We start from the raw sequence: 21,676 nt of genomic DNA on the forward strand, positions 1-21,676 counted from the left end.
TCGGAAAGGGGAAACAGCCGTGCTGACATTGATGTTCGGCTTGACGGTGGCATTGATCGGGATGGGGACCGTGTTTGCGGTCCTGATCCTGCTCGTAGGGTTCATCACGCTGATGGGCCGGGCAACGCGTCTTGCGGCGTCACCGAGGGCTCCGAAGGCGGCTGCGGTCCCGGCAAGGGCTCCGGGTTCGTCTCCGACGGCGGACGACGGGGAACTGCCGGCGGTGATTGCGGCGGCCATCAGGGCCTATCGCGGCCAAGGCCGTTGAGGTGGGCAGGGGAACACAACGGGGAGCAGCGCCTCGCGGCTCGGAACCCGGACGAGGAGACGGCGGACATGAAGAAGTTTCGCATTCGCGTCAACGGCAGGACGTACGAGGTGGAAGTGGAGGAGATCATCGGTTCGTCGGAGGCTCCGGCCCCGGCGGCAGCCCCTGCGGCGGCGCCGAAGCCAGCGGCCCCGGCGGCGGCGGGTGACGAGGTGATTGCGGCGCCGATGCCGGGGAAGGTGTTGTCGATCGCGGTGCAGACGGGGCAGTCGGTCAAGGCGGGGGATCTGATTTTGGTTCTCGAGGCGATGAAGATGGAGAACGAGATCGTTTGCGGCCGCGACGGGGTGGTCAAGCAGATCGGGGTGAGCGTCAACGCCACGGTCAACACGGGGGACCCGCTGGCCGTGATCGGCTGATCGCCGGGGCGGTCGCAACGGGGAAAGGACACGCCGATGGAAATCGACATTCTGCACGCCGTGCAGGCCCTGGCGCAGAGCACGGGGTTTTTGTCGATCACCTGCCAGCAGGCGATCATGCTGGGGATTTCGCTTGTGCTGCTGTACCTGGCGATTGCGAGGGGGTTCGAGCCGCTGCTGCTGCTGCCGATCGCCTTCGGGATGCTGTTGGCGAACATCCCCTCGGCGGGGCTGATGGCGCCGCCGTCGGCGGAGATCGACGCGGTGACGGGCAAGGAGAAGACGGTGGTGGGGGGGCTGTTGTGGTACCTCTACCAGGGCGTGAAGCTGGGGATTTACCCGCCGCTGATCTTTTTGGGGGTGGGGGCGATGACGGACTTCGGGCCGCTGATCGCAAACCCCAAGACGCTCTTGCTGGGGGCGGCGGCGCAGCTGGGGATCTTCACGACGTTCATCGGGGCGCTGTACTTGGGCTTTACGCCGCAGGAGTGCAGCTCGATCGGGATCATCGGGGGTGCGGACGGCCCGACGGCGATCTTCGTGACCTCGAAGCTGGCGCCGCACCTGTTGGGGGCCATTGCGATTGCGGCCTACTCGTACATGGCGCTGGTGCCGATCATCCAGCCGCCGATCATGCGTCTGCTGACGACGAAGAAGATGCGGATGGTGGTGATGGAGCAGCTGCGGCCGGTGTCGAAGACCGAGCGGATCATCTTCCCGATCGCGGTGACGCTGGTGTGCTCGCTGATGCTGCCGGACGCCACGCCGCTGATCGGGATGCTGATGCTGGGCAACCTGTTCCGTGAGGCGGGGGTGGTGGCTCGGCTCAACGACACGGCGCAGAACGCGCTGATCAACATCGTGACGATCTTTTTGGGGGTGACGGTGGGGGCGACGGCGAGCGCGGAGAGCTTTTTGACCTTCCAGACGATCTCGATCGTGGTGCTTGGGCTGGCGGCCTTTGCGGTGGGCACGGCGGGCGGGGTGCTGTTCGGGGTGCTCATGTACTTCGTTTCGGGCGGGAAGGTCAACCCGCTGATCGGTTCGGCGGGGGTGTCGGCGGTGCCGATGGCGGCGCGGGTCTCGCAGGTGGTGGGTCAGCGGGAGAACCCGCGGAACTTTTTGCTGATGCACGCGATGGGGCCCAACGTGGCCGGGGTGATCGGCTCGGCGGTAGCGGCCGGGGTGCTGCTGTCGCTCTTCAAGGGCTAGCGTCGAAACCCCGGGGTCGATCGGTTCCGGCGATCCAGACAAGAAGAAAGGGAGTACGATCCATGCACAAGCCTCTTCCCTTCACTTTGCCCCATCTCAAGCCCGGCCTGTCCAAGACGTATCAGAAGACCATCGAGCCGGCCGACACCCTGTCCTTCGGACACGGGGCGCTCACGGAGCTGATGGCCACCCCGACGCTGACGGCCCTGCTCATCGAGGCTTCCGTCTCCGTGATCGACCCGATGTTGCCGGAGGGATACGTGACGGTCGGGCTGTCGACCTCACTGACCTATCTGAACCCGACCTTCATCGGGATGACCGTCACGGCTGAATCGGTCCTGGCGGCAGTGGAAGGCCGAAGGCTCGTCTTCGAGATCATGGCCTTCGACGAGCTGGGCCAGATCGCCCGCGGCCGTCACGAGCGGTGCATCGTCCACGCCGCACACTTCATGCAGACGGCAAGAAAGCGCTGCGAGTCCGTGCAGCCCAGGATCAAGTAAGGGCCGGAGCCGCCCGCGGTGGGCGCCGGGTCCGTCAGGTGAGAGGCGCGATCTCGCCGGGGCTGCTCACGCCGGTGATGTTGCCCTCGTCGTCGATGTCGATGTTGAAGGCGGCGGGCATCCTGGACAGGCCGGGCATCCGGAGGATCTCGCCCGTGATGGGGATGAGGAACCCGGCCCCGGAGGCGATCTTGATCTCCCGGACGGTGACGATGAAGTCGCGGGGAAGCCCCAGGAGGTTGGGGTTGTCCGACAGGGACTGCTGCGTCTTCGCGATGCAGACGGGCAGCTTGTCGAAGCCGTAGCGGTTGATCAGGTCGAGGTTGCGCCGGGCCAGGGGCTGGTAGTCGATCGAGACGGCTCCGTAGATCTCGCTGGCCACCGTGAAGATCTTGTCTTCCACGGGGAGGTTCCAGTCGTAGAGCGGCCGGAAGCCGCCGCGGCTCCGCCCGAGGATCGCGACGGTCTTCTCCGCCAGCTCGAGCCCCCCTTCGCCGCCCCGGCGGAAGATGTCGCAGGGGGCGATGTTCATCCCCTCGTCGCCCGCCGCCTGGACGACGGCCCGGATCTCCTCGTCCGTGTCGGAGGCGAAGCGGTTGAGGGCGACGATGCAGGGGATGCCGAACTTGTCGATGTTCTGGTAGTGCTTCCGGAGGTTCGCCATCCCGAGGACGGCCGCCCGGGGGTTGGGCCGTTCGAGGTCTTCCCGGGCCACGCCCGCGTGGTACTTCAGGGCGCGCACCGTCGCCACGAGGACCACGATGCGCGGGTCGAGGTTGCCGTAGGGGGCCACGATGTCGAAGAACTTCTCCGCGCCCAGGTCGAACCCGAAGCCCGCCTCGGTCACGACGTAATCGGCCAGGCGCAGCGCCAGGTCCGTGCCGATGATGCTGTTGGTCCCCTGGGCGATGTTGGCGAAGGGCCCGCCGTGGACGATGGCCGGGACGTGCTCCGTGGTCTGGACCAGGTTCGGCAGCAGGGCGTATTTCAGAAGCGCCGTGACGGCCCCCTCGACCTTCAGGTCGCCGGCCATCACCGGCCGGTCGTCATGGGTGAACCCGACCAGGATCCTTCGGATTCTCTCCTTGAGCTCCGCGTAGGACCGCGACAGGCACAGGATGGCCATGATCTCGCTGGAGGGGACGATGTCGAACCCCGTTTCCCGGGGCACGCCGTTGACGGAGCCGCCGAGGCCGATGACGATGTCCCGCAGGAAGCGGTCGTTCATGTCCAGAACGCGGCGCCAAGTGATCTTCCGCGGGTCGATGTGCAGGGGGTTGTCGTGGTAGACCGAGTTGTCGACCAGGGTGGACAGCAGGTTGTGGGCGCTCTCGACGGCGGGGAAATCGTTGGTGAAGTGCAGGTTGATGTCGTCCACCGGGTGGACCCGCGAGAGCCCCCCGCCCGTGGCGCCGCCCTTCATGCCGAAGACGGGGCCCAGGGACGGCTCCCGGAGCGCGGCGATGGTGGCCTTGCCCAGCCGGGCCAGCGCCTGGGCCAGCCCGATGGTGACGGTGGTCTTCCCCTCTCCCGCCGGCGTCGGCGTCATGGCCGAAACGAGGATCAGGGCGGCATCGGGGCGCCGCTGGAAACGGCGGATCGCCTCGAGCCTGACCTTGGCCTTGTAGCGGCCGTAGAGTTCGAGGTCCTCCTCCTTGAGCCCGACGGATGCCGCGATGTCCACGATCGGCTTGAGGATCGGCGCCGGCACGTGATGGTTGCGTCGGGTCATGGGCCTACTTGCTGATCACCGCGTCGAAGCGGATGTCGATGTTGGACTCGTCGCCGATGCGGTTGAGTTCGTTTTTCAGGTCCAGGATCTTCACGGCCGGCGGCAGCGAGAAATAGCAGACCATCTGGAAGACATTGGCGCCCGTGACGGGGTTGCTGTCCACGTTGGTGGCGATGTCGTCGATGTTGATGCCCCGGCTGTGGAGGGCCTTGCAGATCTGGTGGATGATCCCCGGCCGGTCGATGGCGGTGGCGATGAGCTTGTAGGGGATCGACGGTGCGACCTCCCGGTGCAGGGGCGCCTTGGTCTTCCGGACGTGGATCTCGAGGCCCGTCTTCTCGCGCAGGCTGTCCAGGTCCGTGATGAGCCGCTCGATGGCCTCGGTGCTCCCCGAGGTGAGGATGACCATGCCGAACTCGCCCCCCAGGACGCAGCCGCGGGAGCGCTCGATGTTGATGCCCCGCGCCGTGAAGAACTCCGCGATCTGCCTTGCCAGGCCCGGGCGGTCGGGCCCCATGGATGAAAACACAACGTAGGATCTCATCGGTCGTCTCCGTCGTCTTGCGCTGTCCGGTTTCCCCCAAACGCCCTGCCCGCGCCGCGGCCCCGGTGCGCAGGGGCCCGACTGCTTCCATAGCCGCCCGTCCGGCCGGTGTCAAGAGAAAGTGAGCCGCAACGCACAGGGGGTTGGCCCGCGGCCGGGCCAACCCCCTGGTCGGATGCATGGTGCCGAAGCCGGGACTTGAACCCGGACGGGTTTCCCCACTACCCCCTCAAGATAGCGTGTCTACCAAGTTCCACCACTTCGGCGGCTGTTGAGGTTTCATTAGCCTGTTCGGGCTCTTTTGTCAATAGCGCTGCGCTATTTCTTCTCCGGCGCCGGCGCCGGGGGGACGGCCGGGGCGGGCGCGGGTTGCTCGACGGGCGCCGGGGCGCCCCCCTGCATGACGGAGCTTCCCTTGTGCACGGCGAAGTAGGCCAGCCACAGGGACGTCAGCATGAAGACGACGGCGACACCCGTGGTCATCTTGCCGAGCAGGGTGCCGGGGCCGGCGCTGCCGAACAGCGTCTGGCTCGAGCCGCCGAAGGCGGCCCCCATGCTGGCCCCCTTGCCCCGCTGGAGCAGCACGATGACGACCAGCAGGATGCAGACCACGATGTGGATGATGCTGATGAAGATGTGCAACGTTCGTTCCTCTCAGTGTTGAATGATCTTGCGGAAGGAGTCCACCTCGAGGCTTGCGCCTCCCGCCAGGACCCCGTCGATGTCTCTCTGCGCCATGAGCGAAGCGGCGTTCTCGGGGGTGACGCTGCCCCCGTAGAGGATCCGGACCCCGGCGGCCGTCTCCTTGCCCGCCAGGTGCCCGATGAACTGCCGGATGAAGTCGTGGACCTCCTGGGCCTGGCCGGGCGATGCCGTCTTTCCCGTCCCGATGGCCCACACGGGCTCATAGGCGACAATGGTGCGCCTTATATCATCGGCGGAGAGATTATTCAATCCCTCTTTCAGCTGGCGCCGGATCACGCTGAAGGTCTGCCCCGCCTCCCGCTCCTCGAGGGACTCCCCCACGCACACGACGGGCCCGATGCCCGCGCGGAGCAGGGCCCGGGCCTTGCGGTTGACGTCCTCGTTGGACTCCCCGAAGAGGCGTCGTCGCTCCGAGTGCCCCACGAGCCCGTAGCGGCATCCCACGTCGGCGAGCATGGGCGCCGAGATCTCGCCGGTGAAGGGACCCTGGTCCTCCCCGTGGACGTCCTGGGCGCACAGGGCGATCGGCGTGCCGCCGAGGACCTCCCGGAGGGCGTACAGGGCCGTGAAGGGCGGGGCGATGGCCACGTCGCGGTCGGCCGCATCCGGCAGGGAGGCCGCCAGGGCCCGCGCGAACGCGACGGCCTCCGCCACGGTCTTGTGCATCTTCCAGTTGCCGATGATCAGAGCCTTCCGCACGTTTGTTCCCCGCTGCCAGTGGCCGATTGATCCGCGTGATCGTATTGCCCCGTCAGTAGCAAGCAGCAAGGTCCAAGCAGCAAGGTCGTCAACGGAAGGGGATTGGAATCTGAACCTTGATGCTTGTTGCTTGATGCTTGTCGCCGGCCTAGAACCGTTTCGCCATATACCGCGCCAGATCGAGCATGCGGAAGGCGAAGCCGCTCTCGTTGTCGTACCACGCGAAGATCTTCACGAGGTTGCCGTCGACGACGTTGGTGAGCGGCGCGTCGAAGATGGCCGAGTAGGGGCTGCTCACGAAGTCCACGGAGACCAGCTCCTCCTCGCAGTACTGGATGATCCCCTTCATCGCGCCCGCCGCGGCGGCCTTGACGGCGTCGTTGATCTCCTGCACGGTGACGCTGCGGCCCACCTCGGCGACGAAGTCCACGCAGCTCACGTTCGGCGTCGGCACGCGCAGGGCCACGCCGTCCATCTTCCCCTTGAGCGCCGGGATGACCTCGCCCACGGTCTTGGCCGCCCCCGTCGTGGTGGGGACGATGGAGAGGCCGGCCGCGCGGGCCCGCCGCAGGTCCTTGTGGGACCCGTCGAGCAGGCGCTGGTCCATCGTGTAGGCGTGGCAGGTCGTCATGAAGCCCCGCTTGATCCCGAAGGCCTCGTGGATCACCTTCGCGACGGGGGCCAGGCAGTTGGTCGTGCACGAGGCGTTGGAGACGATGTGGTGCTTCGCCGGGTCGTAGGTCTGCTCGTTGACGCCGATGACGAAGGTGCCGTCGATGCCCTTGCCGGGGGCCGCGATGATGACTTTCTTCGCCCCGGCCTCGAGGTGGGGGGCCACCTCGGCCTTCTTCCGGAATTCGCCCGTCGACTCCAGCACGATGTCGATGCCCATCTCCTTCCAGGGCAGCAGGGCGCAGTTGTCGGTGATGTTGGTGATCCGGATCTCCTTGCCGTTGACGACGAGCGCCCCGTCGGTTGCGGAGACGTCGCCGGGGAATTTCCCGTGGACGGAGTCGTACTTGAGCAGGTGGGCAAGGATCGGGGCCTTGGCCCGGGAGTTGACGGCGACGATCTCGAGGTCGTCGTAATTGAGGGCGGCCCTGACCAGGTACCGTCCGACGCGGCCGAAACCGTTCACTGCGCACTTGACACCCATGGGTTGACCTCCTTGGTTCGATATTGAAGCTCCCCGGGCGGTGGAACCTCGGGAAGGCGGGATGTCCGGCTGTCCGTCTCGCCCTGCCGGTCGCTACCCGATGCATGCAGAACCGGTGCCGTTCGAGCCGGGAAGATTGCGCGCTTGCATAAAAATCGTTTACTCTTAAACAGCCCCGGTTCCCGAGTCAATCTTTTTTTGTCCCGGCAGGCCCGGCCCCGCCTTTTCCCCCTTGACAGGGCGGCCCGCGAAGGGGTACGCATAACATACGAGACAAAGCGCTAACGGCAAGGAAGGAAAGCAGAATTCCCCTCCCGGCCCCGTCTGCCCTGACGGCTCCCCCGGCCGGTGCCGTTGCCAATCGGCGATCAGCATGGAGAAGGACATCCGCAAATCCGTCATTGCTGGGACGTGGTACCCGGGGGACCCCGCCGTCCTGAGGGGCGAGATCCGCCGGTACCTCGAGGCGGTCCCCGCAAGGCCCGTCGATGGCCCCGTGGTCGGGCTCGTGTCGCCCCATGCGGGCTACGTCTACTCGGGGCAGGTCGCGGCGCACGGATACCGGCTCATCGAGGGCATGCGCTACGACGCCGTCGTGGTCATCGGGCCGAGCCACCGCGTCCTGTTCCGCGGCGCCTCGGTCTGGGCATCGGGGGGGTACGAAACGCCCCTGGGCGTCGTCCCCGTGGACGGGGAGCTGGCTGCCGCCATCCTCGGGGCGGACCCCGTCATGAACGCCGACCGCAGGCCCCACGCGGCCGAGCACTCCGTCGAGATCCAGCTGCCCTTCCTGCAGGTGGCTCTCGGTGCCTTCGCCTTCGTCCCCATCGTGATGGGAAGCCAGGATCTCCCGACCTGCGAGGCCCTTGCTGACAGCATCTGGCGGGCCGCGAAGGGAAAGGAGGTTCTCGTCGTGGGCAGCTCGGACCTCTCCCACTTCCATGCCTACGACCAGGCGAAGCGGCTCGATGCGGTCGTCGTCGACCTCGTGCGCAAACGGGATGCCAGGGGGCTCGCGCGCCGGCTCGAGGAGGGTTCCTGCGAGGCCTGCGGCGGCGGCCCGGTGGTCACGGCCATGCTCTTCGCCGAGAAGGCCGGTGCCAGGGGCGTGCAGATCCTCCGGTACGCCAATTCCGGGGACGTGACCGGCGACAGGCGCCAGGTGGTGGGGTATCTGTCGGCAGCCTTCTTCCGGGAGCCTCGGGGGTGAAGCGATGGCAGACGGCAAGACCGCAACCGGGCTGCAACTGGGCGACGAGGAGAAGCAGGCGCTTCTGCGGATCGCCCGCGAGTCGATCGAGGCCGAACTGAAGGGGCAACCCCCGCCGGCCGCCGAGGCGAAAGGGGCCCTGGGCGAGAAGCGGGGGGCCTTCGTCTCCCTGAAGAAGCGGGGGAAGCTGCGCGGCTGCATCGGCATGATCGAGGCACGCAAGCCCCTGGCGCGCACCGTGGAGGAGATGGCCGCGGCCGCGGCGTTCCAGGACCCCCGATTCCCGCCGCTGCGGAAGGACGAGCTCAAGGACCTCCGGGTGGAGATCTCCGTGCTCACCCCCCTGCAGCGGGTCGACGATGTGGGCGCCGTCGAGATCGGCAAGCACGGTCTGTACATCCGCAGGGGGGCCCGGGCGGGGCTCCTGCTGCCCCAGGTGGCAACCGAGTGGCGCTGGGACCGCGAGACGTTCCTCAGGGAAACCTGCCGCAAGGCGGGCCTTGCCCCCGATGCCTGGCGCGACCCGGGGACGGAGATCTACCTGTTTTCGGCCGACGTGTTCGGTGAGGAGTAGGCAGCGGGCGCGGGGCCAGGGGGCAGAGGTGGACAAGGGGAAATGGAGGGCTTTTCCTTTCCTTTGGCCCTTTGCCTTTTTCCGCGGCCCCGATGCAAAAAAAGTCTTGACAAACTCCCCTTTTAACACTAACCTTCATTGCTTCTACGCCCGGCGTGCGTCTGGATTCGCCCGAAGAGCCGGGATTCTTTGGAAGATTGTATGAAATGGCTGGCGTAGCTCAACAGGTAGAGCAGCTGATTTGTAATCAGCCGGTTGCGGGTTCGAGTCCCATCGCCAGCTCCATATCGCCCACAGCGATCATTGAGATCCGGAGGGGTTCCCGAGTGGTCAAAGGGAGCAGACTGTAAATCTGCCGGCGCAGCCTACGGAGGTTCGAACCCTCCCCCCTCCACCATATTTTTTCTCTCATTCACCGCGCCCCGCGAGGCGGACCGTGAGTGAGCCCCGGGCGGGGATGAGCGGGAGTAGCTCAGTGGCTAGAGCGTCAGCCTTCCAAGCTGAGGGTCGCGGGTTCGAATCCCGTTTCCCGCTCCAACTATTTGAGGATGACGGACCGGGGCGGCCTCGGCGATCGGCCGGCGCCGGGCCCCGGGCAACCGGTTTTCAGCCCACGTAGCTCAGTCGGTAGAGCACATCCTTGGTAAGGATGAGGTCACCAGTTCAATCCTGGTCGTGGGCTCCATTTCAGTCAGGGTGGACGGGGATGCGAAACAACATTACGCTGGCCTGCACGGAATGCAAGCGCCGCAACTACACGACGACGAAGAACAAGCGGACCATGCAGGACCGTCTCGAGATGAAGAAGTACTGCAAGTTCTGCAAGACCCACACGCAGCACAAGGAAACCAAGTAACGGCGGGAAGGAACGGGAGACAGGCCAGTAGCTCTAACGGCTAGAGCGCCGGACTCCAAATCCGGATGCTGGGGGTTCGAATCCCTCCTGGCCTGCCATTTCCTCCCGACCGGCCGCACAGGACGGGGAATTGGACAAGGCAAAAGAGATCCTGAACGTCGTTCAGCAGTTCCTGAAGGAATCACGGGCGGAACTGAAAAAGGTGACATGGCCCACCCCGAAGCAGGCGATCACCTCCACCTCGGTCGTGATCGTCGTCACGGTGATCATGTCGCTGGTCCTGGGGCTCGTGGACTTCGGACTCGCCAAGATCATCCGCCTGGTTCTGGGGTAGGCAACCGATGGCATTCCGCTGGTACGTCGTCCATACCTATTCGGGCTTCGAGAACAAGGTCAAGCTCTCGCTCCAGGAGCGCATCGAGGCGGCGGGCATGCAGGCCTACTTCGCCGACATCCTCGTGCCCGAGGAGGACATCGTCGAGCTCGTCAGCGGCGAGAAGAAGACCTCGAAGCGCAAGTTCTTCCCCGGCTACGTGCTCGTGAAGATGGAGCTCAACGACGACACGTGGCACATCGTCAAGAACACCCCCAAGGTGACGGGCTTCATCGGCACGAAGGAGAAGCCGACCCCGATCCCCGAGGAGGACGTCTTGGCGCTCCGGACCCGCATCGAGGAAGGGACCCTGAAGCCCAAGCCGAAGTTCTCCTTCGACGTGGGCGATCACGTCAAGATCATCGACGGGCCCTTCACCAACTTCGACGGCATCGTCGACGAGGTGAAGCCCGAGAAGGGCAAGCTCCGGGTCATCGTCAGCATCTTCGGACGGTCAACGCCCGTGGAGCTGGACTTCATCCAGGTTGTCGCGGCCTAGGCCCGCACGGTTCAGCAACCGCTTACATCACACCACAGGGTGAGACATCATGGCAAAGAAAGTCATCGCGAACATCAAACTGCAGATCCAGGCGGGCAAGGCCACGCCCTCCCCGCCGATCGGCCCGGCCCTCGGCCAGCACGGCGTGAACATCATGGAGTTCTGCAAGGCCTACAACGCCATGACGGCCAAGCAGGAGGGCATGATCATTCCCGTGGTGATCACCGTGTACGCCGACCGCTCCTTCACCTTCGTGACGAAGACGCCTCCCGTCTCGGTGCTGCTCAAGCAGGCCGCCAAGATCGCCAAGGGCGCGAGTGACCCCAAGCGGGAGACCGTGGGCAGGGTGACGGGCAAGCAGGTCAGGGACATCGCGGAGCTGAAGTTCAAGGATCTCAACTGCGTGGACATCGAGGCCGCCGTCCGGACCGTGGCGGGGACCGCCCGGTCGATGGGCATCGAGATCACGGCATAGCGAGGGGTTTGGGGCAATGGCCAGAGGCAAGAGATACACGGAGGCAAAGAAGAAGATCGAACCGGGGAAGCGCTATCCCCTCAAGGAGGCCGTGGAGATCGCGGTCAGCACGGCGGGCGCCAAGTTCGACGAGACGCTCGACGCGGCGATCCGCCTCGGCGTCGACCCGAAGCACGCCGACCAGATGGTCCGCGGCAGCGTCGCGCTGCCCCACGGCCTGGGCAAGACGGTGCGGGTCCTCGTGTTCGCCAAGGGCGAAAAGGAGAAGGAGGCCCTGGACGCCGGGGCCGATTACGCGGGGTCCGACGATCTCGTCGAGAAGATCAAGGGGGGCTGGCTCGAGTTCGACCGCGTCGTGGCCACCCCGGACATGATGGGCACCGTGGGCAAGCTGGGCAAAATCCTGGGGCCCCGCGGGCTCATGCCCAACCCGAAGGTCGGCACCGTGACCTTCGACGTGGGAAAGGTCGTCAAGGAGCTCAAGGCGGGCAAGGTGGAGTTCCGCGTGGAGAAGGCGGGCATCGTCCACAGCCCCGTCGGCAAGGCCTCCTTCGGCGCCGAGAAGCTTCTGGAAAACGTGACGGCCCTGCTGGAGACGATCATCAAGCTCAAACCGGCATCGAGCAAAGGCACCTATCTCAAGAGCATCTCCCTATCCACCACCATGGGTCCGGGGGTCAAGGTCGATCCCCTGGATGTTCGGAACCTGATGAAGTAGCGCCGGCCGTCATGTCATAACGTGTAACCGAAGAGTCGGAGACAGCAGGTACCGGGAGTTTAATCGGCCCCGCGCCGGCCTGCCGAGACGACATCCCCGGACCGAGCCGCCCCCGGGGCGGCGAGGCGGGATGGAACAGGAAGCGGCGGACCCTTCCGCCGGGTGGATCCTCGTTCAGGCAGTCATGTTTCTCCCTGTAGCGCGCTCCGACTTTCGAAGCCTTCCGGTCCCTGAAACCGGGAAGGGGAATTGACCGCGGGAAAGGAGGTTCAAGGTTGGACAGAAAGGAAAAGGAGCAGGCAGTCGCGGAGCTTCACGAGAAGCTCAAGAGCGTCAAGCTCGCCGTTCTGGCCGGGTACAGCGGCATGAACGTCGAGAAGATCACTGCCCTGAGGAATGAACTGCGCAAGACGGGAACCGAGTTCCGGGTCGTCAAGAACACCCTGCTGGGCATCGCCGCCCAGGGGACGGACTTCGCCGGCCTGAAGGACAACCTCAAAGGTCCCCTGTCGCTGTCCATGATCGGCGGCGACGTGGCGGCCCCCACCAAGGTCCTCATCGACTTCGCCAAGAAGAACCCCGAGCTGGACATCAAGTTCGCCTGGATGGACGGACGGATGGTCAGCCGTCAGCAGCTCGATCTCATCTCCGAGCTGCCGAGCCGGGAGGTGCTGCTGGCGAAGCTCCTGGGCACCCTCGTGGCGGCGCCGACGCAGCTCGTCACGGTGCTGAGCGCCGTGCCGCGCGGTCTCGTGCAGGTCCTCGAGGCCTACAGGCAAAAGAAAGAAAAAGAAAACGCATAGAAGGAGTGGAGAAACATGGCGATCACGAGGGAAGACGTTGTCAAGTATATCGAAGGCATGACGGTGCTCGAGCTCTCCGAGCTCGTCAAGGAACTGGAAGCGAAGTTCGGCGTCTCGGCGGCGGCCCCGGTGGCCGTGGCGGCCGTGGCCGGTGCTGCGGCCCCCGCGGCGGCGGCGGCGGCCGAGGAGAAGACGGAGTTCGACGTCATCCTCACGAGCTTCGGCGCCGAGAAAATCCAGGTCATCAAGGAAATCCGCGCCATCACGGGTCTCGGCCTGAAGGAAGCCAAGGACCTCGTCGAAGGCGTGCCCAAGCCCGTCAAGGAAGGCATCGCCAAGGCGGAGGCCGACGAGATCAAGAAGAAGCTCGAGGCCGTGGGCGCCACCGTCGAGATCAAGTAAGGCGATTTGATCGTAAGGCAACCCATCTTGACACCCCGTACGGCGTTACGGGTTTCCACGAATCAGGGAAGGGAGGGCTCTTCCGGCTCGGCCGGAAGCCCTCCGGTTCCCGGTGCGGCCTGCGCGGCGGGCCGGGGGAAGCCCGGGGACGCAGATGGGGTCGTCCATTTTTTTGAGGATTGAGAAACGATGATGCGTGAATTCAGGAAGAATTTCGGTCGGATCCAGAAGATTATCGACGTCCCGAACCTGATCGACATCCAGATGAAGTCCTACGAGAAGTTCCTCCAGAAGGACGTGCAGCCCGAGAAGCGGGCCGCCGTCGGGCTCCAGGGGGCCTTCAGGAGCATCTTCCCGATCAGCGACTTCAGCGGGAAGTGCTCCCTCGAGTTCGTGAGCTACAAGATCGGCGAGAGCCGCTACGACGTCAAGGAGTGCATCGCCAAGGGCTTGACCTATGCGGCGCCCCTGAAGATCGTGGTGCGGCTCGTCGTTTTCGACGCCGACCGGACGAGCGAGCAGAAGATCATCCGGGACATCAAGGAGCAGGAGATCTACTTCGGCGAGATCCCCCTGATGACCGAAAACGGCACCTTCATCGTCAACGGCACCGAGCGGGTCATCGTGAGCCAGCTCCACCGCTCGCCGGGCATCTTCTTCGACCACGACAAGGGCAAGACCCACGCCAGCGGCAAGCTGATCTACTCGGCGCGCATCATCCCCATCCGGGGCTCCTGGCTCGACTTCGAGTTCGACGTGAAGGACCTGCTCTACGTGCGCATCGACCGGCGCCGCAAGATGCCCGTGACCATCCTGCTGAAGGCCATGGGCCTTTCGACGGAGGACATCCTCAACACCTTCTACGCGATCGAGAAAATCACCTTCGAGGACGGCAAGGCCTACCTCGACGTCGGCCCCTTCCTGGCCAACGAGAAGGCCCCCGAGGACATCGAGACGAAGCCCAAGGGCGAGGTCCTCGTCAAGAAGGGCCGCAAGATCACGAAGCAGGCCCTCAAGCGGCTCGAAGAGCTCAAGATCCGGCGCATCCCCGTCGGCAGGGACTACATCATCGGAAAGGTGCTGTCGCGCAACGTGACGGACCCCGCGACAGGCGAGGTCCTGGTGCGCTGCAACCAGGAGATCACGCCGGAGCGCCTGGAGCTCCTGCAGCAGAAGGGTGTCCAGGGTGTCGAGTGCATCCACCTCGACGAGGACCGGATGAACGCCTCCATCATGGAGACCCTGCTCATCGACAGGATCGAGTCCGCCGAGGAGGCCATCATCGAGATCTACCGCCGCCTGCGGCCCTCGAACCCGCCGACCCCGGAGACGGCGCGGCGCTTCTTCAAGAGCCTCTTCTTCGACCCCGAGACCTATGACATCTCCGACGTGGGCCGCGTCAAGATGAACTACAAGCTGCGGCTCGACGTGCCGACCGACGTGACGACCCTGCGCAGCGAGGACATCATCGAGGCGGTCCGGTACCTCATCCATCTCAAGCTCGGCGAGGGCGACTGCAGCGTCGACGACATCGACCACCTGGGCAACCGGCGCATCCGCTCCGTGGGCGAGCTGATCGAGAACCAGTACCGCATCGGGCTCATCCGCATGGAGCGCGCCATCAAGGAGAAGATGAGCCTCCAGGACGTGGAGACCATGATGCCCCACGACCTGGTGAACGCGAAGCCCGTCTCGGCCGTCGTCAACGAGTTCTTCGGCTCGAGCCAGCTGTCGCAGTTCATGGACCAGACCAACCCCCTGTCCGAGATCACGCACAAGCGCAGGCTCTCGGCCCTGGGGCCGGGCGGCCTCACCCGCGAGCGGGCGGGCTTCGAGGTCCGCGACGTCCACAACAGCCACTACGGCCGGATCTGCCCCGTCGAGACGCCGGAGGGCCCCAACATCGGCCTCATCGTGTCGCTGTCGACCTACGCCCGGGTCAACGAGTTCGGCTTCATCGAGACCCCGTACCGTCTCGTGGAGAACGGCCGCGTCCTCAACGACATCAAGTACCTCACCGCCATCGAGGAGGAGAAGTTCATCATCGCCCAGGCCGACGCCGCCCTGGATGCCAAGGGACGCTTCACGGAGTCGCTCATCTACGCCCGCAAGGGCGGCGAGTTCGTCACCGTCGTCCCCGAGGAGGTGGAGCTCATGGACGTCTCCCCGAACCAGCTCGTCTCGGTGGCCGCCGCCCTCATCCCGTTCCTGGAGCACGACGACGCCAACCGCGCGCTGATGGGCTCCAACATGCAGCGCCAGGCCGTGCCCCTGCTGCAGCCCGAGGTGCCGCTCATCGGCACGGGGATGGAACCCGTCGTGGCCAAGGACTCGGGGGCCGTCGTGACGGCCCGGCGCGCCGGTGTCGTCGAGAGCGTCGATGCCGAGCGAATCGTCATCAAGTGCGACGAGGCCGGGCGGGGCAGCTTCGACACGGGCGTCGACATCTACAACCTGACCAAGTACCAGCGCACCAACCAGGACACCTGCTTCAACCAGCGCCCCGTCGTCGTGACGGGCGAACGCGTCGAGGCCGGCGACATCATCGCCGACGGCCCGGCCACGCAGGACGGCGAACTCGCCCTGGGCCGCAACGTCATGGTCGCCTTCATGTCCTGGGGCGGCTACAACTACGAGGACTCCATCCTCGTGTCCGAGCGGATCGTGAAGGAGGACGTCTACACCTCGGTGCACATCGAGGAGTTCGAGACGATGGCCCGGGACACGAAGCTCGGCAAGGAGGAGATCACCCGCGACATCCCCAACGTGGGCGAGGAGGCCCTGCGCAACCTCGACGACAGCGGCATCGTCCGGATGGGCGTCTACGTGAAGCCCGGCGACATCCTCGTGGGCAAGATCACGCCCAAGGGCGAGACGACCCTGTCCCCCGAGGAGAAGCTGCTGCGGGCCATCTTCGGCGAGAAGGCGGGCGACGTGCGCGACACCTCGCTGCGGGTGCCCCCGGGGGTCGAGGGGATCGTCATCGACGCCAAGATCTTCACCCGCAAGGGCGCCGAGAAGGACCGCCGCTCGGTCCAGATCGAGGAGGACGAGATCCGCCGCATCTACCAGGACCGCGACGACGAGATCCGGATCATCACCGAGGCGGTCAAGAGCAAGATCCAGGACCTGCTCGTCGGGAAGGTCTCCGCGGGCAAGCTCATCGACCCCAAGAAGAAGAAAACGGTGCTCAAGAAGGGCGAGGAGATCACCGTCGAGGTCCTCGAGAAGATCCCCTTCAGCCTCTGGAAGGGCATCTCGCTCGAGGACGAGGCCCTCGAGGAGAACCTGCGGGGCATGATCGAGAACCTCGGGCGCAAGATCGACCTCATCGAGGCCTACTTCGAGGAGAAGGTGGAGAAGCAGAAGGCCGGCGATGAGTTGCCCCCGGGCGTCATCAAGCTCGTCAAGGTCTACGTCGCCATCAAGCGCAAGCTCTCCGTGGGCGACAAGATGGCGGGGCGCCACGGCAACAAGGGGGTCCTGTCGCGCATCCTGCCCGACGAGGACATGCCCTTCTTCGAGGACGGCACGCCCGTGGACATCATCCTCAACCCCCTGGGCGTCCCCTCCCGCATGAACGTGGGGCAGATCCTGGAGACCCACCTCGGCTGGGCCGCCCGGGAGATCGGCGAGAAGATCAACGCCCTGGTCGAGAAGAATGCGGCGATCGACGCCCTCAAGAAGGAGATGAAGCGCATCTACGGATCCGAGGAGTTCAGCCGCTTCATCGACGGGGCCACGGAGGAGGAGATCCGCAGCTTCGTGCGGCGCCTCAAGAAGGGCATCTCGGTGGCCACGCCCGTCTTCGACGGGGCCACGGAGGAGGAGATCCGGGACATGCTCGGCAAGGCGAACCTGCCCGTCAAGGGCCAGGCCGTCCTCTTCGACGGCCGCACGGGCGAGCCCTTCGAGCAGCAGGTCACCGTGGGCATGATCTACATGCTCAAGCTCCACCACCTGGTGGACAACAAGATCCACGCCCGCTCCATCGGCCCCTACTCGCTCGTGACCCAGCAGCCCCTGGGCGGCAAGGCCCAGTTCGGCGGCCAGCGGCTGGGCGAGATGGAGGTCTGGGCCATGGAGGCCTACGGCGCGGCGCACACCCTGCAGGAGTTCCTCACGGTGAAGTCCGACGACGTGGCGGGCCGCACGAGGATCTACGAGGCCATCGTGAAGGGCGAGCACTCGCTCGAGCCGGGCCTGCCCGAGTCCTTCAGCGTGCTCGTCAAGGAGCTCCAGAGCCTCTGCCTGGACGTGGAGTTGATCGAAAAAGAATAGGCACCAGGCAACGGGCCTCAGGCGCCAGGCGAGGAGAGAGCGCTTCTCCGCCGCTTTCATTTCCCGGAGCCTGAAGCCTCATGCCGACAACATAAAGGAGTACCCCCGTGGAAGACATTTTCAGCTTTTTCGAAAAGCCGAAGGATCCCATCCGGTTCAACGCCATCAAAATGTCCATCGCCTCCCCGGAGAAGATCGCCTCGTGGTCGCACGGCGAGGTGAAGAAGCCCGAGACGATCAACTACCGGACCTTCAAGCCCGAGCGCGACGGCCTGTTCTGCGCCAAGATCTTCGGGCCCGTGAAGGACTACGAGTGCCTCTGCGGCCGCTACAAGCGGATGAAGCACCGCGGGGTGGTCTGCGAGAAGTGCGGCGTCGAGGTCATCCAGTCCAAGGTCCGCCGCGAGCGGATGGGCCACATCACGCTGGCGGCCCCCGTGGCGCACATCTGGTTCCTGAAGAGCCTCCCGAGCCGGATCGGCAACGTCATCGATCTCTCCCTCAAGGAGCTCGAGAAGGTCCTGTACTTCGAGTCGTGGATCGTGCTCGACCCGAAGGACACCCCCCTCCGGAAGAAGGAGCTCCTCTCGGAGGAGCGCTACATCGAGTGCCGCGAGAAGTACGGGGCCGACGGGTTCGTGGCCGGCATCGGCGCCGAGGCGGCCCGCGTGCTCCTGCAGGAGACGAACCTGGACGAGCTCGACGCGGAGCTGCGGGCCGAGCTCAAGGAGGCCACCTCCGACACGAAGCGCAAGAAGCTCACCAAGCGCCTGCGCGTCGTCGAGGCCCTGCGCAAGAGCGGCAACCGCCCCGAGTGGATGATCCTGACGACGATCCCCGTGATCCCGCCGGACCTGCGGCCCCTGGTGCCCCTCGAGGGCGGGCGCTTCGCCACCTCGGACCTCAACGACCTCTACCGGCGCGTCATCAACCGCAACAACCGCCTCAAGCGGCTCATGGAACTGAACGCCCCCGAGATCATCATCCGCAACGAGAAGCGCATGCTCCAGGAGGCCGTCGACGTGCTCTTCGACAACGGCCGGCGCGGCCGGGCCATCACAGGCTCCAACAAGCGCCCCCTGCGGTCGCTCTCGGACATGCTCAAGGGCAAGCAGGGCCGGTTCCGCCAGAACCTTCTGGGCAAGCGCGTGGACTACTCGGGCCGCTCCGTCATCACCGTCGGTCCCGACCTGCGGCTCCACCAGTGCGGGCTGCCCAAGAAGATGGCCCTCGAGCTCTTCAAGCCTTTCATCTACAACCGCCTCATGGAGAAGGGCTACGTCACGACGGTCAAGAGCGCCAAGAAGATGGTCGAGCGCGAGACCCCCGAGGTCTGGGACGCCCTGGACGAGGTGGTGCGCGAGTACCCCGTCATCCTCAACCGCGCCCCCACCCTGCACCGGCTGGGCATGCAGGCCTTCGAGCCCGTACTCATCGAGGGCAAGGCGATCCAGCTCCACCCGCTGGTCTGCACGGCCTTCAACGCGGACTTCGACGGCGACCAGATGGCGGTCCATGTGCCGCTGTCCATCGAGGCGCAGGTCGAGAGCCGCGTGCTCATGATGTCGACGAACAACATCCTGTCGCCGGCCCACGGCAAGCCCATCATCGTGCCCTCCCAGGACATCGTCCTGGGGCTCTACTACATGACCCGGGCCCGCTCGGACAGCCGCGGCACGGGGACGATCTTCTCGAGCCCCGAGGAGGTGCGCCAGGCCTTCGACGCGGGCGAGGTGGACCTCCAGGCCAAGGTGAAGGTCCGCATGAACGGGCACCTCGCCGAGACGACGGTGGGCCGCGTGCTGCTCTACGAGATCGTGCCCAAGGAGATCCCCTTCGAGGTCATCAACAAGGTGATGAACAAGAAGGAGGTCGCCAACCTCATCGACTACTGCTACCGCTCCTGCGGCGACAAGGCGACGGTCATCCTCGCCGACCGCCTCAAGGACACGGGCTTCCGCTACGCCACCGTCTCCGGGGCCTCCATCGCGATCCACAACATGGTGATCCCCGCGGGCAAGCGGGACATCGTCGCCAAGGCCGACAAGGACGTCCTCGAGGTGCAGCGGCAGTACATGGACGGCCTCATCACCGACGGCGAGCGCTACAACAAGGTCATCGACATCTGGGCGCAGGCCACCGAAAAGGTCGCCGCCGAGATGCTCTCCTCCATCGGCTCCGAGGAGATCGAGCTGGCCGACGGCAGGAAGCGCACCCTTGAGAGCTTCAACCCCATCTACATGATGGCCGACTCGGGGGCCCGCGGCAGCGCCGCCCAGATCCGCCAGCTCGCGGGCATGCGCGGCCTGATGGCCAAACCCTCGGGCGAGATCATCGAGACCCCGATCACGGCCAACTTCCGCGAGGGCCTCACGGTGCTGCAGTACTTCATCTCGACCCACGGCGCGCGCAAGGGTCTGGCCGACACGGCCCTCAAGACGGCCAACTCGGGCTACCTGACGCGCCGGCTCGTCGACGTGGCCCAGGACTGCACGATCAGCGAGGACGACTGCCGGACCCTCGACGGGATCTTCGTCCAGGCCCTGGTCGAGGGCGGCGAGATCATCGAGACGGCCGGCGAGCGCGTCCTGGGCCGCGTGGCCCTCGAGGACATCCTGGACCCCTTCACGGGCGAGGTGATCGTGAAGGCCAACGAGGAGATCGACGAGACGCTCGCGAAGAAGCTCGACGACGCCGGCATCGAGCGCGTCCAGATCCGCTCGGTGCTCACCTGCAAGTCCAAGTTCGGCGTCTGCGCGAAGTGCTACGGCCGGGATCTCGCCCACGGCCACCTCGTCAACATCGGCGAGGCCGTGGGGATCATCGCGGCCCAGTCCATCGGCGAGCCGGGCACGCAGCTCACGATGCGGACCTTCCACATCGGCGGCACGGCGAAGTTCGAGGAGCACTCGACCCTGGAGGCCCGGCACGACGGGACGCTGAAGTTCGTCAACCTCAACTGCGTCAAGCGCGGCAAGGACCTCGTCGTGATGAACCGCAACGGCGAGATCCACGTCCTCGACGAGGAGGGCCGCAACCGCGGCAAGTACCCCGTCCCCTACGGGGCGCACCTCAAGGTCGGCGAGAACGCCAAGGTCAAGCGCGGCGACCGCATCGCCGAGTGGGACCCCTTCTCCATCCCGATCCTCGCCGAGGTGGCCGGGACGGTGAAGTACGGCGACATCATCGAGGGCAAGACCGTGCAGGAGCAGGTCGACGAGGTGACGGGCCTCTCGAGAAAGGTCATCATCGAGTTTTCCGACCCCGACCTGCGGCCCCGGATCTCGATCAAGGACAAGGAGGGCCGGACGGCCAGGGTGCCGGGCACGAACAGCCAGGCCCGCTACCTCCTCTCCGTGGGCGTCAACATCGGCGTCAACGAGGGCGACAGGGTCGAGGCGGGCGACATCATCGCCAAGATCCCCCGCGAGACCACGAAGACCAAGGACATCACGGGCGGCCTGCCCCGCGTGGCGGAGCTCTTCGAGGCGAGAAAGCCGAAGGAATTCGCGGTCATCTCCGAGATCGACGGCGTGGTGTCCTTCGGCAAGGACGTCAAGGGCCGCCGCCGGGTGATCGTGACCCCCGAGGTGGGCGAAAAGAAGGAGTACCTCATCCCGAAGGGCAAGCACATCACCGTCCAGGAAGGCGACCGGGTCACGGCGGGCGAGCCCCTCATGGACGGGGCCTCCAACCCCCACGACCTGCTGAGCATCAAGGGGGAAAAGGAGCTCGCCCGGTACCTCGTCGACGAGGTGCAGGAGGTCTACCGCCTGCAGGGCGTCAAGATCAACGACAAGCACATCGAGATCATCGTCCGCCAGATGCTGCGCCGGGTTCGGGTCACCGACCCCGGGGACACGAACTTCCTGGCCGACGAGCAGGTCGAGAAGAGCCGTTTCCAGGAGGAAAACGACCGGGTGATCGAGAAGGGCGGCCGTCCCGCCGTGGGCGAGCCGATCCTGCTGGGCATCACGAAGGCGTCGCTCTCCACGCAGAGCTTCATCTCGGCGGCCTCCTTCCAGGAGACGACCCGGGTGCTCACCGAGGCGGCCCTGGCCGGCAAGATCGACTACCTGCGCGGAATCAAAGAGAATGTCATCATGGGCCGCCTCATCCCGGCCGGCTCGGGGCTGCCCCTCTACAAGAAGCTCGGCATGGTGGTCGAGGGGGCAGACGAGGAAATCGCCGCACCCGCAGAGAAAATGCTTGACATTCAGGCCTCTAATTGATAGAAGATCAAGCTTTCG

At 65.6% G+C, this 21,676-nt stretch carries 20 protein-coding genes and 6 tRNA genes; 20 read left to right on the plus strand and 6 right to left on the minus strand.

Going from position 1 to position 21,676, the window contains the following annotated elements; genetic code table 11:
- Window positions 1-19: 19 nt before the first annotated feature.
- The 4 genes from HPY67_05885 (at window position 20) to HPY67_05900 (ending at window position 2,399) form a co-directional block, all read left to right on the plus strand.
- Entirely contained in the window at window positions 20-268 is a 249-nt protein-coding gene (locus tag HPY67_05885; protein NPV04246.1) for an OadG family protein, read from the plus strand.
- Window positions 269-336: 68 nt separating this feature from the next.
- Window positions 337-687 (plus strand): biotin/lipoyl-binding protein, encoded by a 351-nt coding sequence (locus HPY67_05890; GenBank protein ID NPV04247.1) that lies wholly within the window; start codon window positions 337-339, stop codon window positions 685-687.
- 36 nt (window positions 688-723) lie between these two features.
- Entirely contained in the window at window positions 724-1,899 is a 1,176-nt protein-coding gene (locus HPY67_05895; protein ID NPV04248.1) for a sodium ion-translocating decarboxylase subunit beta, read from the plus strand.
- A 62-nt stretch (window positions 1,900-1,961) separates the two neighbouring features.
- Window positions 1,962-2,399 (plus strand): hypothetical protein, encoded by a 438-nt coding sequence (locus tag HPY67_05900; GenBank protein ID NPV04249.1) that lies wholly within the window; start codon window positions 1,962-1,964, stop codon window positions 2,397-2,399.
- A 34-nt stretch (window positions 2,400-2,433) separates the two neighbouring features.
- Here the strand turns inward: HPY67_05900 and HPY67_05905 are convergent, their stop codons facing one another.
- The 6 genes from HPY67_05905 to gap all read right to left on the minus strand — a co-directional run bounded on the left by HPY67_05905 (window position 2,434) and on the right by gap (window position 7,235).
- Entirely contained in the window at window positions 2,434-4,131 is a 1,698-nt protein-coding gene (locus tag HPY67_05905) for a formate--tetrahydrofolate ligase (GenBank protein ID NPV04250.1), read from the minus strand.
- Window positions 4,132-4,135: 4 nt separating this feature from the next.
- The gene (locus tag HPY67_05910; protein ID NPV04251.1) at window positions 4,136-4,675 is read right to left on the minus strand and encodes a hypothetical protein; all 540 of its coding nucleotides are present in this window, start codon (window positions 4,673-4,675) and stop codon (window positions 4,136-4,138) included.
- Window positions 4,676-4,855: 180 nt separating this feature from the next.
- Window positions 4,856-4,941 (minus strand) — tRNA-Leu (locus tag HPY67_05915).
- Window positions 4,942-4,993: 52 nt separating this feature from the next.
- Window positions 4,994-5,317, minus strand: a complete 324-nt coding sequence (secG, locus tag HPY67_05920; protein ID NPV04252.1) for a preprotein translocase subunit SecG — start codon at window positions 5,315-5,317, stop codon at window positions 4,994-4,996.
- A 12-nt stretch (window positions 5,318-5,329) separates the two neighbouring features.
- Complete coding sequence (locus HPY67_05925) at window positions 5,330-6,079, minus strand: triose-phosphate isomerase (GenBank protein ID NPV04253.1); 750 nt, start codon at window positions 6,077-6,079, stop codon at window positions 5,330-5,332.
- A 148-nt stretch (window positions 6,080-6,227) separates the two neighbouring features.
- Window positions 6,228-7,235 (minus strand): type I glyceraldehyde-3-phosphate dehydrogenase, encoded by a 1,008-nt coding sequence (gene gap, locus HPY67_05930; protein NPV04254.1) that lies wholly within the window; start codon window positions 7,233-7,235, stop codon window positions 6,228-6,230.
- Between the two features lie 373 nt (window positions 7,236-7,608).
- On the opposite strand from gap, the gene amrB reads away from it, so the two are divergent.
- The 16 genes from amrB (at window position 7,609) to rpoC (ending at window position 21,658) form a co-directional block, all read left to right on the plus strand.
- Entirely contained in the window at window positions 7,609-8,445 is an 837-nt protein-coding gene (amrB, locus tag HPY67_05935; GenBank protein NPV04255.1) for an AmmeMemoRadiSam system protein B, read from the plus strand.
- 4 nt (window positions 8,446-8,449) lie between these two features.
- Window positions 8,450-9,019: an AmmeMemoRadiSam system protein A gene (gene amrA / locus HPY67_05940; GenBank protein NPV04256.1), complete on the plus strand. Its 570-nt coding sequence runs from the start codon at window positions 8,450-8,452 to the stop codon at window positions 9,017-9,019.
- Window positions 9,020-9,228: 209 nt separating this feature from the next.
- Window positions 9,229-9,304: transfer RNA gene (locus tag HPY67_05945), tRNA-Thr, on the plus strand.
- 27 nt (window positions 9,305-9,331) lie between these two features.
- A tRNA-Tyr gene (locus HPY67_05950) sits at window positions 9,332-9,416 on the plus strand.
- Window positions 9,417-9,480: 64 nt separating this feature from the next.
- Window positions 9,481-9,556, plus strand: a tRNA-Gly gene (locus tag HPY67_05955).
- A 72-nt stretch (window positions 9,557-9,628) separates the two neighbouring features.
- Window positions 9,629-9,704 (plus strand) — tRNA-Thr (locus tag HPY67_05960).
- A 21-nt stretch (window positions 9,705-9,725) separates the two neighbouring features.
- Window positions 9,726-9,875, plus strand: a complete 150-nt coding sequence (rpmG, locus tag HPY67_05965) for a 50S ribosomal protein L33 (protein ID NPV04257.1) — start codon at window positions 9,726-9,728, stop codon at window positions 9,873-9,875.
- Window positions 9,876-9,896: 21 nt separating this feature from the next.
- Window positions 9,897-9,973, plus strand: a tRNA-Trp gene (locus HPY67_05970).
- Window positions 9,974-10,005: 32 nt separating this feature from the next.
- Entirely contained in the window at window positions 10,006-10,209 is a 204-nt protein-coding gene (gene secE, locus HPY67_05975) for a preprotein translocase subunit SecE (protein ID NPV04258.1), read from the plus strand.
- Between the two features lie 7 nt (window positions 10,210-10,216).
- A complete protein-coding gene (nusG, locus tag HPY67_05980) occupies window positions 10,217-10,747 on the plus strand; it encodes a transcription termination/antitermination protein NusG (GenBank protein ID NPV04259.1) in 531 nt (176 codons plus the stop codon).
- A 49-nt stretch (window positions 10,748-10,796) separates the two neighbouring features.
- Window positions 10,797-11,222 carry a 50S ribosomal protein L11 gene (gene rplK / locus HPY67_05985; GenBank protein NPV04260.1) on the plus strand — a complete coding sequence of 142 codons (426 nt, stop codon included), beginning with the start codon at window positions 10,797-10,799 and terminating at the stop codon, window positions 11,220-11,222.
- Window positions 11,223-11,238: 16 nt separating this feature from the next.
- Entirely contained in the window at window positions 11,239-11,940 is a 702-nt protein-coding gene (locus HPY67_05990) for a 50S ribosomal protein L1 (protein NPV04261.1), read from the plus strand.
- Between the two features lie 275 nt (window positions 11,941-12,215).
- A complete protein-coding gene (rplJ, locus tag HPY67_05995) occupies window positions 12,216-12,743 on the plus strand; it encodes a 50S ribosomal protein L10 (GenBank protein NPV04262.1) in 528 nt (175 codons plus the stop codon).
- Window positions 12,744-12,758: 15 nt separating this feature from the next.
- The gene (gene rplL / locus HPY67_06000) at window positions 12,759-13,145 is read left to right on the plus strand and encodes a 50S ribosomal protein L7/L12 (GenBank protein NPV04263.1); all 387 of its coding nucleotides are present in this window, start codon (window positions 12,759-12,761) and stop codon (window positions 13,143-13,145) included.
- A gap of 192 nt (window positions 13,146-13,337) precedes the next feature.
- A complete protein-coding gene (gene rpoB / locus HPY67_06005; GenBank protein NPV04264.1) occupies window positions 13,338-17,426 on the plus strand; it encodes a DNA-directed RNA polymerase subunit beta in 4,089 nt (1,362 codons plus the stop codon).
- Between the two features lie 107 nt (window positions 17,427-17,533).
- Window positions 17,534-21,658 carry a DNA-directed RNA polymerase subunit beta' gene (gene rpoC / locus HPY67_06010; protein NPV04265.1) on the plus strand — a complete coding sequence of 1,375 codons (4,125 nt, stop codon included), beginning with the start codon at window positions 17,534-17,536 and terminating at the stop codon, window positions 21,656-21,658.
- Window positions 21,659-21,676 lie beyond the last annotated feature (18 nt).

It is taken from the genome of Syntrophaceae bacterium, from assembly GCA_013177795.1.
GTDB lineage: Bacteria > Desulfobacterota > Syntrophia > Syntrophales > UBA2192 > UBA2192.